This is a genomic window from Streptomyces johnsoniae, assembly GCF_031845565.1.
In the GTDB taxonomy this organism is placed as follows: domain Bacteria; phylum Actinomycetota; class Actinomycetes; order Streptomycetales; family Streptomycetaceae; genus Streptomyces; species Streptomyces johnsoniae.
Genome location: NZ_JAVREV010000035.1, coordinates 1 through 14786, shown reverse-complemented (window position 1 = coordinate 14786; position 14786 = coordinate 1). Strand labels below are relative to the sequence as shown.

General features: G+C 74.5%; 2 protein-coding genes. Both read right to left on the bottom strand.

Features of this window, described 5'->3' with window-relative positions; translation table 11 throughout:
• On the bottom strand, nt 1–5525 hold a 5525-nt coding region (locus RM779_RS32945; protein ID WP_311621478.1), incomplete at its 3' end, for a type I polyketide synthase.
• A gap of 44 nt (nt 5526–5569) precedes the next feature.
• Complete coding sequence (locus RM779_RS32940; RefSeq protein ID WP_311621479.1) at nt 5570–14641, bottom strand: SDR family NAD(P)-dependent oxidoreductase; 9072 nt, start codon at nt 14639–14641, stop codon at nt 5570–5572.
• Between the last annotated feature and the right edge of the window lie 145 nt (nt 14642–14786).

The following is a 14786-nucleotide window of genomic DNA, read 5'->3' as shown; positions in this document are numbered from 1 at the left end:
CCGACGTCCTTGCCGCGCATCCCGAGCGGATCGAGCCCCGCCCGCTCGAACACCTCCCACGACGTCTCCAGCAACAACCGCTGCTGCGGGTCCATCGCCAACGCCTCACGCGGCGAAATCCCGAACACGCCGGGGTCGAAGTCCGCGGCGTCGTGCAGGAACCCGCCCTGGGACACGTAGGAACGGCCCGCGCGGTCGGGGTCGGGGTCGTAGAGGGCGTCGATGTCCCAGCCGCGGTCGGCCGGGAAGCCGGATATGGCGTCCCCGCCTTCGGCCACGAGCCGCCACAGGTCCTCGGGGGACTGCACGCCGCCCGGGTACCGGCACGCCATCGCCACAATGGCGATCGGTTCGTCGGCCGCGGCGGCGGAACGGCGGCGCGGCGCGGCCCCCGGGCGGGGGCCGGTGCCCTGCCGGGCACCGGGGAGCCGTTCCGCGATGAACGCGGCCAGCGCCTCCGGGGTGGGGTGGTCGAAGACCAGGGTGGTCGGCAGGCGCAGGCCGGTGGCCGTGTTGAGGCGGTTGCGCAGTTCGACGGCCGTCAGCGAATCGAAGCCGAGGTCCTTGAACGCGCGGCTCGCGGCGATCGACTGGGGCGCGGAGTGCTTGAGCACCTGCCCGACGTGGGTGCGCACGAGGTCGAGGACGGCCCGTGAACGTTCCGCCTCGGGCAGGGCGGCGAGCCGCTGCGCGAGGCCGTCCGCGGGAGCGGCGGCGCTTCGCGGGACGGCGACGCGGACCAGGCCGCGGAGCAGCGGCGGCAGGTCACCAGCAGCGGCACGCTCCTGGAGCCCTGCGCGGGAGAGCGCCACCGGCACCAGGCAGGCGCGGTCGCTGCCGAGTGCGGCACTGAGCAGGGCCAGCCCCTGCTGGGTGGGCAGGGGCTTGATGCCGCCGCGGGCCATGCGGGCGAGGTCGGCCTCGCCAAGACCACCCGTCATCGCACTGCGCTGCTCCCACAACCCCCACGCCAACGACACACCCGGCAACCCCGCCCCACCCCGCACCTGCGCCAAACCATCCAACACCGCATTCGCCGCCGCATACGCCCCCTGCCCACCCGACCCCAACACCCCAGCCGCAGAAGAAAACAACACCAACGGCACCCGCCACCCCAACCCACCCAACACCTCATGCACATGCCACGCACCATCCACCTTCGACCGCAACACACGGTCGAGCCGTTCGGGCGTCAGCGCCTCGAACAACCCGTCATCGAGCACGCCGGCCAGGTGAAGCACCGCGCTCAACGGGCGGTCGAGCCCGGCGAACACCTCCTCCACCACACCACGATCAGCCACATCACCCGCCACCACCCGCACCTCCGCACCCACATCCGCCAACTCCGCCACCAACTCCCCCACACCCGCCGCACCCTCACCACTACGCGACACCAACACCACCTGCCGCACCCCATGCACCCCCACCACATGCCGCGCCACCGCCATACCCAACATCCCCGTCCCACCCGTGATCACCACCGCACCATCCGGATCGAGCACGGGCGCGCCGTCGCTACCGCCGACGTCCGTGACGCGTTCCAGCCGGGGCACGAAGAACTGGCCATCGCGGAACGCAAGCTGAGGCTCACCCGACGCAACCGCCGCAGCCACCACCCCATCCCCCACACCCAAATCCCCACCCGCACCCACATCCAGCAACACCAACCGCCCCGGATGCTCCACCTGAACCGACCGCACCAACCCCCACACCCCAGCACCACCCGGATCACACACCACATCGCCCCCACCCACACCCACCGCACCACACGTCACCACCACACCACTGCCCCCACCCGCCAACACCCCACGCACCCAACCCAACGCACGCCCCACCACCTCATACACCGACCCAAGCCCATCCCCACCAACAAGCCGCAGAACGTCTACGGCCTCAGCCGGGCCCGCCGCGTCCACCGGCGGCAGTGGCCGCCACACGACCTCGTGCAGCGCGTCGTGTCCGGTCCGGCCCGCGGCGCGCAGCTGCTCCGCGTTCACCGGACGGGTCAGCAGCGCCTCGACGGTGGCGACCGGCGCGCCCGCCGCATCCGCCACAGCGAGGCCGACGGAGTCGCCGCCGCGGTAGGAGATCCGCACGCGCAGGGCCGAGGCACCGGCCGCGTGAAGGGTGACGCCGTGCCAGGCGAACGGCAACCGCGCCTGGTCGGCGGAGGTGACGGGGCCGAGGCCGACGGCATGCAGCGCCGCGTCGAGCAGCACGGGGTGGATGCCGTAGGCGTCGGCTTCCCCGCGAAGCTCCTCGGCAAGTTCCAGTTCGGCGTATACGTGCTCGCCCACGCGCCACGCGGCGCGCACGCCACGGAACAGCGGGCCGTAGCGGAGCCCCAGGGCCGCGGCGCGGTCGTAGAGGCCGTCCACCGGGAGGGCTTCACCGTCGGCGGGCGGCCACTCCACCAGATCGTCGTCGCCCGGGACGGCCTCGGTATGCGCGGGTCCGACGAGGCCGGTCGCGTGGCGCGTCCAGTCGCCGGTGCCGCCGTCGTCGGGGTGGCGCGCGTGCAGGGTCAGTTCGCGCCGGCCGTGTGCGTCGGCCGGGCCGAGTTCGACTTGCAGGTGCAGATCGCCGCGGTCGGGGAGGACGAGCGGCGCTTCGAGCGTCAGCTCCTCCACGGTCTCGCAGCCCGCCTCGTGGGCGGCGCGCAGCGCCAGTTCAAGAAGGCCGGTGCCGGGGAGGAGAACGACGTCATTGACCGCATGGTCGGCCAGCCAGGGCTGGGCGGTGCGGGACAGTCGCCCGGTGAAGAGATAGCCATCCGACTGCGCAAGCCCCACCCAAGCACCGAGCAACGGATGCCCCGTGCCATCCAGACCACCACCCGCACCCGACACCCCACCCCCCGACGACAACCAGTAACGGCGGCGCTGGAACGGATACGTCGGCACATCCACCCGCCGCGCACCCTCAAACACCCGCGCCCACTCCACCCCCACCCCATGCACCCACGCCTCCGACACCGACACCAAAAACCGCTCCAACCCACCCTCACCACGCCGCAAAGAACCAACAGCCACCCCATCCTCAAACCCCGGCACCAACACCGGATGCCCACTGCACTCAATAAACACCGCATCCCCCAATCCCCGCACCACCTCATCAAACCGCACCCGCTCCCGCAAATTCATAAACCAGTACTCCGCATCCAACCCCGCCGTATCAAACAACCCACCCGTCACCGACGAATAAAACGGCACCCGACCCGACCCCGGCACCAACCCAGAAAGATCCTCCAGAATCCGATCACGGATCGCATCCACCTGAGCCGAATGCGACGCATAATCCACCGGAACCCACCGCCCACCCAACCCCACCAACTCATCCAGAGCCGCAACCTCCCCCGACACCACCGTCGACGCCGGACCATTCACCGCCGCCACCGACACCCGACCCCCAAACCGCCCAATCAACCCCTCAACCTCACCCACCGGCAACTGCAAAGACACCATCCCCCCACCACCCGCAAGCCGCTCCCCAATCACCCGAGACCGCAACGCCACCACCCGCGCACCATCCGCCAACGACAAACCACCCGCCACCACCGCCGCCGCAATCTCCCCCTGACTATGACCCACCACCGCAGCAGGCACCACACCCAACGACTCCCACAACCCCGCCAACGCCACCATCACCCCCCACAACACCGGCTGCACCACATCCACCCGCTCCAGCCACCCCTCACCCCCACCCAACAACACCTCAACCAACGACCACCCCACCAACGGCTCCAACACCTCAGAACACTCCAACAACCGCGAACGAAACACCTCCGACTCCCCCCACAACTCCACACCCATCCCCACCCACTGCGACCCCTGACCAGGAAAAACGAAGACGGGGCGGCGGGCGCCGCTCACCACGCGTCCGCGGATTTCGTCCTGGCCGATCAGCACCGCGCGTTCGTCGAAGGCGGAGCGTCCGGTGGCCAGGGAGAAGCCGAGGTTCCTGAGGGCGGCCGGGTCCGGTGCGCCGGCGCCGATGATGCCGCGGACGCGTTCCGTCTGGGCAAGCAGGGCGGGCTCGGTCCTGGCGGACAGGACGAGTGGGGCGGTGACCGGGGGCTCCGTCGCCGCTTCCCTCGTGTCGTCGGTATCGGTGTCGGCGTCGGCGTCGGAGCCGTCGTCCAGCGGGGCCTGTTCGAGCACGACGTGGGCGTTCGTGCCGCTGACGCCGAACGACGACACGGCGGCGCGGCGCGGGCGGGCGGTCTCGGGCCACGCCGTCTCGTCGCTGAGGAGGCGCACGGCGCCCGCGTCCCAGTCGACGTGGCTGGTCGGCTCGTTCGCGTGCAGGGTGGGCGGCAGCGTGCCGCGGCGCATGGCCTCGACCATCTTGATGACGCCCGCGACCCCGGAGGCGGCCTGCGTGTGGCCGATGTTGGACTTCAACGAGCCGAGCCACAGCGGCCGTTCGGTCTCGCGTTCCTGACCGTAGGTGGCGATGAGCGCCTGGGCCTCGATGGGGTCGCCGAGTGTGGTGCCGGTGCCGTGTGCCTCGACGGCGTCCACGTCTCCGGGGACCAGACCGGCGTTGTCCAGTGCGGCGCGGATGACGCGCTGCTGGGAGGGCCCGTTGGGGACGGTGAGCCCGCTGCTCGCGCCGTCCTGGTTGACGGCCGACCCTCGCACCACCGCCAGCACCCGATGACCGTTCCGCCGCGCATCCGACAACCGCTCAAGCAACAGCACGCCGACGCCCTCGGCCCAGCCGGTGCCGTCCGCGCCCGCCCCGAACGCCTTGCACCGGCCGTCGGGGGCGAGCCCGCGCTGACGGCTGAACTCCACGAACATGCCGGGGGTGGCCATCACGGTGGCGCCACCGGCCAGCGCCATAGAACATTCGCGCTTGCGGAGCGCCTGGCAGGCCAGGTGGATGGCGACGAGGGACGAGGAGCAGGCCGTGTCGACCGTCACGGCGGGGCCCTCGAAGCCGAAGGTGTAGGCGATGCGACCGGTGGCGACACTGCCGGAACGGCCGCTGCCGAGGTAACCCTCCAGTTCGGCGGGGGTGTGCGCGAGGTCGGTGGCGTAGTCGCTGTAGGCGACTCCGGCGAAGACGCCGACCGCGTCGCCGCGCAGCGACTCTGGACGAATCCCGGCGCGTTCCATGGCCTCCCAGGAGGTCTCCAGCAACAGCCGCTGCTGCGGGTCCATGGCCAACGCCTCGCGCGAGCTGATGCCGAAGAACTCGGCGTCGAAGTCGCCGACGTCGCTGAGGAATCCGCCCCTGCGGGTGTAGGAGGTGCCGGGCGTGTCGGGATCGGGGTCGTAGAGGGCGTCGATGTCCCAGCCGCGGTCGGCGGGGAAGTCCGTGATCTCGTCGCGGCCTTCCGACACCAGCCGCCACAGGTCCTCGGGCGTGCGTACTCCGCCGGGGTAGCGGCACCCCATGCCGACGAGGGCGATGGGCTCCCGGTCCGCCGCCTGGACGTCGTGCAGCCGCTCGCGGGTACGGCGCAGGTCGGTCGTGACCAGCTTCAGGTAGTCGCGGAGCTTCTCTTCGTTCGACATCGGTCCTCTTCGGGCGGGAGCCGGGCGGGTGCGGGCGGGAATGGTCAGGACAGGCCGAGGTCCTTGTTGATGAGGGTGAACAGCTCGTCGTCCGTGGCGTCGGCGATGGCCTCGTCGGTGGCCGCTCCGGCGGCACCGCCGGTGGGCCGCCACCTCGCGAGCAGCCGTTCGAGCCGGTCGGCGACGGCGAGGCGTTCCTCGTCGCCGACTGCCTCGACGGGCAGGGCGCCCAGGGCGGCTTCCAGGGCGTCGAGACCGGCGGCGGGCGTCGGCGCCGGGCGGGCCGGCGCCGCGGGCGTGGCCGCCGCGTCGAGGAGCGAGGCGAGTTCGGCGGCCATGTGGCGGGCCAGCGCCTCCGGCGTGGGGTGGTCGAACAGGGAGGTGGAGGCCAGCCGCAGGCCGGTGACCTCGTTCAGCCGGTTACGCAGGTCGACCGCGGCGAGGGAGTCGAACCCGGCCTGCGTGAACCCGCGGGCCGGGTCCACCGCGTCGGGGCCCGCATGGCCGAGGGCGAGCGCCGCCTTGCCGCGGATCAGGTCGAGCAGCACGTCGTGCCGCTCGTCCGGGGTGCGCCCGGTCAGGCGCCGCCGCAGCGCCGCGGCCTCGGCGTCCGAGCCTGGAGCGGCGGTGGCGGCGGTGGCAGCGGTGGCGCGCCGGGGGCGGGCGGGCACGAGTTCGCTCAGCAGCGGCGGCACGGACTCGGCCGCGCGCAGGGCGATGGCATCCAGGCGCAGCGGCACGAGATGGGGTTCGGAGGTGGCGCCGGCCGCGTCGAACAGCGCCATGCCCTGCGCGGCGGTCAGCGGAACGGCGCCCGACCTGGCGAGCCGGTCCCGGTCGGCGCGGCCGAGGCCGCCCGCCATGCCGGTCTCCCACGCGCCCCAGGCGAGGGACTGCGCGGGCAGCCCGGCGGCGTGCCGGTGGCGGGCCAGGGCGTCGAGGAACGCGTTCGCCGCCGCGTAGTTGCCCTGCCCGGCGCCGCCGATGACGCCCGCGGCGGACGAGAACAGGATGAACGCCGACAGGTTCATGTCCCGGGTGAGGTCGTGCAGATGCCAGGCGGCATCGGCCTTCGGCCCGAGGACGCCGTCGAGCCGGGCCGGGGTGAGGCCGTCGACGACTCCGTCGTCCAGGACGCCCGCGAGGTGGACGACGGCGGTCAGCGGGTGGTGGCGTTCGTCGGCGAGCAGTGCGGCGAGCGCGTCGCGGTCGGCGACGTCGCAGGCACGCAGGTCGACGGTGGCGCCAAGACCGGTGAGTTCCGCGGTCAGCTCCGCGGCGCCGGGGGCGTCGCCGCCGGAACGGCTGACCAGCAGCAGGCGGTGCACGCCGTGTTCGGTGGCGAGGTGGCGGGCGAGCGCCTGCCCCAGGGCGCCGGTCGCGCCGGTGACCAGGACGGTGCCGTCGGGGTCCCAGGGCCGTGGCGCGGGCGGCTCCTCCGCGGCGGCGGGGGGTGCCGCGTCGGCGGGGACGAGGCGCGGCACGTGCACGGTGCCCGCGCGGAGCGCGAGCCTCGGCTCGTCCGAGGCGAGTGCCGCGGCGAGGAGCCGCGGGTCCAGGGGCAGGTCCGCCTCGGCGTCCAGGAGGACGAACCGGCCGGGGTGTTCGGTCTGGGCGGAGGCGACCAGGCCCCAGACGGTTGCCGCGGCCGGGTCGCCGGCGTCCGTGTCCGTGTCCGTGGCGGTGGCGGTGGCGCCGCGGGTGACCAGGACGAGGCGTGCGGCATCGAACGGGCCGGCCGCCCACGCCTGCACATGGGCGAGCGCCCGGTGCGCGGCGTCGTGCGCGGCGTCCGGCAGAGGCAGCGCGGGGTCGGGTCCGCAGGGCACGAGGACGGCGTCCGGCACGGGCGCGCCGTCGGCGACGGCCTTTTCGAGGGCCATGAGATCGGCGTGGTGGGCCGTTCCCGCCAGGCCGGCGAGGCGTTCCTCCCCGAGGGTGGCCCAGCGGGCCTGCGGGTCCTCGGCGCCCGAACCGGCAGGACCGGCGGGGCCGCCCGGTCCTGCCGCGGGCAGCGCCCGCCAGGCGACGCGGTGCAAGGCTCCCCGGCGCGGCGCGAGTTGGTCCGCGCCGATGCGGCGGGTGACGAGCCTGCCCACGCGGGCGACGGGCAGCCCTTCGGGGTCCGTCAGGGTCACCGAGACGCCGTCCGAGCCGGTGGCGCGCAGGCGGACGCGCAGCGCGGCGGTGCCCGCCGCGTGGCGGGTGACGCCGTGCCAGGCGAACGGCAGCCGGCCGGTGGACTCGTCGAGGGTGTCGAGGCCACCCGCGTGCAGGGCGGCGTCGAGCAGCGCCGGGTGAATGCCGTAGCGGGCGGCGTCGCCGAGGTGCTCCTCGGGCAGGGACACCTCGGCCAGCACGTCGTCACCGTCGCGCCAGGCGGCACGCAGTCCTCGGAACGCCGGGCCAAGGTCGAACCCGCGGGCGGCGAACCGCTCGTAGAAGTCGTCCGTTCCGATCGGAACGGCGCCCGGCGGCGGCCAGGCCGCGGCCTCCGGCTGCGGGGCCGCGGCGTCGCCGGCTGCGGTGAGCACGCCGGTGGCGTGCCGCGTCCACGGGGCTTCGGTGTCCGCGGCGGGGCGGGAGTGGAGGGTCAGCGGGCGGCGGCCGGTCTCGTCGGGAACGCCGACACGGACCTGCACCAGTGCCGCGGCGCCGCCGGACGGCAGGAGGAGCGGCGCTTCGAGGGTCAGTTCCTCGATGGTGGCGCAGCCCGCCAGGTCCCCGGCGTGCCAGGCCATCTCCACCAGGGCGGTGCCGGGCACCAGGAGCGTGCCGAGGATGGTGTGATCGCCGAGCCACGGCTGGTCGGCCGTGGACAGCCGCCCGCTGAGGAGCAGCCCGTCGCCGTCGGCGAACGCGACGGCGTCGGGCAGCAGCGGGTGCGCGTCCGCGGCGGCGCCGGGCGCGCCGGGGGCGAGCCAGTAGGTGCGGTGCTGGAAGGCGTAGGTGGGCAGGGGAACGGCCCGCACGTGCGCGTCCGTCCGCGCCGCGGCACGGTCGTCGGACGTGCGGGCGTCGGCCGTGCGGGCGTTCGCGCCGCGGTCCGTGAAGTAGGCGGCGCGGTCGGGCGCGTGGCCGCGCACGTGCAGGGTGCCGAACGCGGCGGTGAGCGTCACGGCCTCGTCGTGCCCGCCGCGCAGGGCGGGCACGAACGCGGTGTCGCGGGCCTCGGGCAGGCAGTCCTCACCCATGGCGGACAGCACGGCGTCGGGGCCGAGTTCGAGGAAGGTGCGCGTGCCCTGCGCGTACAGGTGCGTGATGCCGTCGGCGAACCGCACGGCCTGCCGGGCGTGCCGCACCCAGTAGTCGGGGCTGCCCAGTTCGTCGCCGTCGATGACCGTGCCGGTCACGTCGGAGACGACGGGGATGCGCGGCGGGTGGAAGGCGACACGTTCGGCCACGGCGGCGAACTCGGTGAGCATGCCGTCCATGTGCGGGGAGTGGAAGGCGTGGGAGGTCCGCAGCCGCTTCGTCTTGCGGCCCGCCGCCGACCAGTGGGCGGCGGCCTCGTCGACGGCGTCGGCGTCACCGGCCAGCACGACGGCCAGCGGCCCGTTGACGGCGGCCAGGGCGAGTCGTTCCGCGCGCGTGGCGAGGAAGGCCGCGGCCTCGTCGGCGCCCGCCTGGACCGCGAGCATCGCGCCGTCGGCGCGCTGGGCCTGCATCAGCCGGCCGCGGGCGGCGACGAGCAGGCTAGCGTCGGCGAGGGACACGACGTCCGCGGCGTGCGCGGCGGCGAGTTCGCCGATGGAGTGCCCCAGCAGGTGGTCGGGCCGCACCTGCCAGGACTCAAGCAGCCGGAACAGCGCGATCTGCACCGCGAACAGCGCGGGCTGCGCATACGCGGTGGTGTCGAGCGCGGCGGGGTCCTCGTCGATGACCTGCCGCAGCGGCCGTTCCAGGTGGCGGTCCAACTCCGCGCAGACGGCGTCGAACGCGGCGCCGAACTCGGGGAACCGCGCGGCGGCGGCCAGGCCCATGCCGGGCCGCTGACTGCCCTGCCCCGTGAACAGGAACGCCAGCTTGCCGCCGTCCGGTGCGCCCCGCACGACGTGCGGCGCGTCGGCACCGGCGGCCAGCGCGTCCAGTGCGGCGAGCAGCGGCGTGCGGTCCGCGCCGTCCGGCACGGTCACGGCGGCGCGGTGGCCGAGGGCCGCCCGGCCGACGGCGAGGGCGTGCGCCAGATCGTCCGGGCGCAGGTCCGGGTGGGCGGCGAGGTGGCCGGCGAGCCGCGCGGCCTGGGCGGGCAGCGCGTCCGCGGTGTGCGCCGCGAGCAGCACGGGCACCGGGAGCGGAGGCCGCGCGTCGCCGCCGTGGTCGGGCGCGTCGGGTGCGTCGGGCGCGTCGGCGGGGAGTTCGAGAACGGCGTGGGCGTTGGTGCCGCTCACACCGAACGAGGAGACGGCGGCCCGCCGCGCGCGCCCGGTCTCCGGCCAGGCGGTCTCCTCGGTGAGGAGACGCACGTGCCCCGCCTCCCAGTCGACGTGGGAGGACGGCCGGTCGATGTGGAGCGTTCTGGGCAGCACACCGTGCCGCATGGCCTGCACCATCTTGATGACGCCACCGACCCCGGCCGCCGCCTGGCTGTGCCCGATATTCGACTTCAACGAGCCGAGCCACACCGGCCGTTCAGCGGACCGGTCCTGACCGTAGGTGGCGATGACCGCCTGCGCCTCGATCGGATCACCCAGCGTCGTGCCCGTACCGTGCGCCTCCACCGCGTCCACCTCGGCCGCGGACAGACCCGCGTTGGCCAGCGCCGCGCGGATCACCCGCTGCTGCGCGGGACCGTTCGGCGCGGTCAGCCCATTGCTCGCCCCGTCCTGGTTCACCGCGGTGCCGCGGACGACGGCAAGCACCTGGTGCCTGTTGCGCCGCGCGTCCGAAAGACGCTCAAGCAGCAGCATGCCGACACCTTCCGCCCAGCCGGTGCCGTCCGCCCCTTCGGCGAACGGCTTGCACCGGCCGTCCGGCGCGAGCCCGCGCTGGCGGCTGAACTCCACGAACGCGCCCGGGGTCGCCATGACGGTGACACCGCCCGCGAGCGCCATGGCGCACTCGCCGCCGCGCAGCGACTGCGCGGCCAGGTGCAGCGCGACGAGCGAGGAGGAACAAGCCGTGTCGATCGTGAGGGCCGGGCCTTCGAGGCCGAGCGTGTAGGCGACGCGCCCGGAGGCGACGCTGCCCGCGCTGCCGTTGCCGAGGTAGCCCTCCAGGTCGCGGGCGGCGGCCGAGCCGCTGCCGTACCCGCCGTGGATCAGGCCGGCGAAGACGCCGACGTCCTTGCCGCGCATCGACGACGGGTCGATGCCCGCCCGTTCGAACGTCTCCCACGACGTCTCCAGCAGCAACCGCTGCTGCGGGTCCATGGCGAGGGCTTCACGCGGGCTGATGCCGAAGAATCCCGCGTCGAACTCCGCCGCACCGCGCAGAAAACCACCCTCCCGCGCATACGACGTCCCCACCCGCTCCGGATCAGGGTCGTACAAAGCCTCAAGATCCCAACCGCGATCACCGGGGAACGCGCCGACCGCGTCTTCGCCCCCGGCCACCAACCGCCACAAATCCTCCGGCGAATCCACCCCACCCGGATACCGGCACGCCATCCCCACGATCACCACCGGATCATCCGCCCCGGCCACCGGCGCCACCGCGGCCGCCTGGCCGGCCCCGCCCGGGGCGGGGCCGAGCAGGTCGCGCAGCTGCGCGGCGAGCGCCTGCGGCGTGGGGTAGTCGAAGACGGCGGTGGACGGCAGGCGCAGGCCGGTCGCGGCGTTCAGGCGGTTCCGCAGCTCGACGGCCGTCAGTGAGTCGAAGCCCAGCTCCTTGAACGCCCGGTCCGCCGCCACGTCTTCCGCGGCGCCGTGGCCGAGCACCGCCGAGGACTGGGTACGGACGAGTTCGAGCAGTTCTGCCACCGAGGCCGAGGCGTAACGGCCCGGGGAGGCGTCGTTCGCCGCGCGCGCCACCCGCCGCCTGGGCGCGCGCACCAGGCCACGCAGCAGCGGCGGTGCCTCGTCGACGGCGGAACGGGCGCGCAGCGCGGCCGTGCGCAGCCGGATCGGCGCGAGGGCCGTCTCCGCCGAGCCGAGCCCCGCGTCGAGCAGCGCGAGCCCTTCCGCGGTGGACAGTTCCTCGATCCCGGCCTGCCGCATGCGGGCCAGGTCCTCCGCGCCGAGGCCGCCGGTCATGCCGCTGCGTTCGGCCCACAGACCCCACGCCAGCGACACCGCGGGCAGCCCCTGCGCCCTGCGGTGCAGCGCAAGCGCGTCGAGAAACGCGTTCGCCGCCGCATAGTTGCCCTGGCCACGGCCCCCGAGGAGACCGGCCGCGGAGGAGAACAGCACGAACGCCGCCAGCTCCTGATCTCGCGTCAGCTCATGCAGGTGCCACGCCGCGTCCGCCTTCGGCGCCAGGACCCGCACCACCTGCTCGGCGGTCAGGGACTCCACCACACCGTCGTCCAGGACACCCGCCGCGTGCACGACGGCCGTCAGCGGATGCGCGGCCGGAACGGCGGCGAGCAGCGCGGCCAGCGCGCCGCGGTCCGCCGCATCACCGGCGACGACGGTGACCGTGGCGCCCGACTCGGCCAGCTCCGCGGCGACTTCCGCGGCGCCCTCCGCGTTCGGGCCGCTGCGGCTGAGCAGCAGCAGATGGCGGGCGCCGTGCCGTTCCACGAGGTGGCGCGCCACGCGGCGGCCGAGCGTGCCGGTGCCGCCGGTGATCAGCACCGTGCCGTCCGGGTCGAGGGCGCGCCCGGGTGCGGGCGGGGCGGGCACCGTGAGCACGATCTTCCCCACGTGCCGCGCCTGCTGGAGGTGGCGCAGCGCCTCGGGCGCCCGCCGCACGTCCCAGGTGGTCGCGGGCAGCGGGGCGAGCACGCCCGCGGCGGCCAGGTCGGCGCAGTCACGCAGCAGTTCCCGCACCCGGTCGGGCCCGGCCTCGATGAGGTCGAAGGCCCGGTAGGCGGTGTCCTCCCGCGCGGCGCCTTCCCTGATGTCGGTCTTGCCCATCTCGACGAACCGGCCGCCGGGCGCGAGCAGTTGCTGCCCGGCATCGACGAAGTCGCCCGCGAGCGAGTTGAGCACGACATCGACGCCCCGCCCGCCGGTGGCGTCCCGGAACGCGTCGGCGAAGTCCAGGGTGCGGGAGGACGCGATGTGGCGTTCGTCGAGGCCGAGCGCGCGCAGGTGGCGCCACTTCCCGGTGCTCGCGGTGCCGAAGACCTCGGCGCCCCAGTGCCGGGCGAGCTGCACGGCGGCCATGCCGACGCCGCCGGCCGCCGCGTGCACGAGCACCGACTCGCCCGCGCGCAGCCCGGCGAGGTCGCGCAGCCCGTAGGCCGCGGTGAGGAAGGCGATCGGCACGGTCGCGGCCTGCACGAACGACCAGCCCTGCGGCATGTGCACGAGCATCCGGTGATCGGCCACAGCCAGCGGCCCGAACGAACCGGGCAGCAGGCCCATCACGCGGTCCCCGGGGCGGAACGCCGTCACGTCGTCCGCGACGTCGAGCACGATGCCCGCGCCCTCACCGCCCAGCTCGTCACGGCCGTCACCGCCATCCCGGCCGGACACCATGCCCAGCGCCAGGACGACATCGCGGAAGTTGACCCCGGCAGCGCGTACGGAGACCCGCACCTGACCGGGGCCCAGCGGCTCGGCGGCCTCCGCGGCGGCACCGAGCCGCACGTTCTGCACGGTGCCGCCGGCCGCCACGTCGCCCAGGCGCAGCCGCCAGGCCCCGGCCGCGTCGCGCGGCGGGGCCAGCGGCGGCTCCTGGCGGTCGAGCCTGGGCGCGTAGGCGACGCCGGAGCGCAGCGCCAGCTGTGGTTCGCCGCCCGCCACCGCGGCGACCGCGGCCGCCTCCGAGGCCGGGTCGTCGTCCGTGTCCAACAGCGTGAAGCGGCCGGGGTGTTCGGCCTGTGCGGATCTCAGCAGGCCCCAGGCCGCCGCGCCCGCCAGATCGGTGACCGGCTCGCCCTGCTGCACGGCGACGGCCCCGCGGGTCACGAGAACGAGCCGCCGGTCCGCGTGGGCGTCGTCCGCCAGCCACGCGCGTACCCGCTCCGCCGCATCCGCGACGGCGGCACGCACGGCGCCCGGCACGTCGGCCGGGGCGCCACCGCCGAGGTCGGCGAACACCGCCTCCTGTGCCGCGGCGTCCGGCGCACCCGCGGCGGGCAGTGCCGCCCAGGCCACCCGGAACAGGTGGTCACGCGCGCCGCGCGCCGCACCGGCGGCTTCCTGCACGTCCGCGCCCACGAAGGGACGGGCGACCAGCGAGCCGATCGTGGCCACCGGCAGGCCGCGGTCGTCGTGGACGTCGAGGGCGACTTCATCGGCCCCCCGGGCCGACAGCCGCAGGCGGAGCGCCGACGCCCCGGCCGCGTGCAGGGTCACGCCGCGCCAGGCGAACGGCAGCCTGCCCTCGCCCTCCAGCACGCCACCGACCCGCAGCGCTTGCAGCCCGGCGTCCAGCAGGGCGGGATGCAGCGCGAAGTCGTCCGTGCCGTGCGCCGCGGCCTCCTCGGGCAGCGTGACCTCGGCGAACAACGCGCCGTCACCACCGCGCCAGACGGCCGTCAACCCCTGAAACGCCGGACCGTACCCGAAGCCCGCCGCCGCCGCGTGCGCGTAGAAGTCCGTCAGGTCCACGGCCACGGAGCCGGGCGGCGGCCACGTCGTCATGGCGTCGTCACCGGAGGGGCCGGCGGGCAGCGGGGACAGCACGCCGCTCGCGTGCCGGGTCCACACGTCGGACGCGTCGGCGCGGGCATGCAGGGTCAGGGACCTGCGTCCCGTCTCGTCCGCGGCGGCCACGGTGAGCTGCACCGCCACGTCACCGGACTCCGGTAGCAGCAGCGGCGCTTCGAGCGTCAGCTCCTCCACCGTGCCGCACCCGACCTGATCCCCCGCATGAACGGCCAGCTCCAGCATCGCCGTCCCCGGCAGCAACACCACACCGTTCACCGCATGGTCGGCCAGCCAGGCATGCGAGGCCAGGGACAGACTGCCGGTGAAGAGATGGCCATCCGACTGCGCAAGCCCCACCCAAGCACCGAGCAACGGATGCCCCGTGCCATCCAGACCACCACCCGCACCCGACACCCCACCACCCGCAGACAACCAGTAACGGCGGCGCTGGAACGGATACGTCGGCACATCCACCCGCCGCGCACCCTCAAACACCCGCGCCCACTCCACCCCCACCCCATGCACCCACGCCTCCGACACCGACACCAAAAACCGCTCC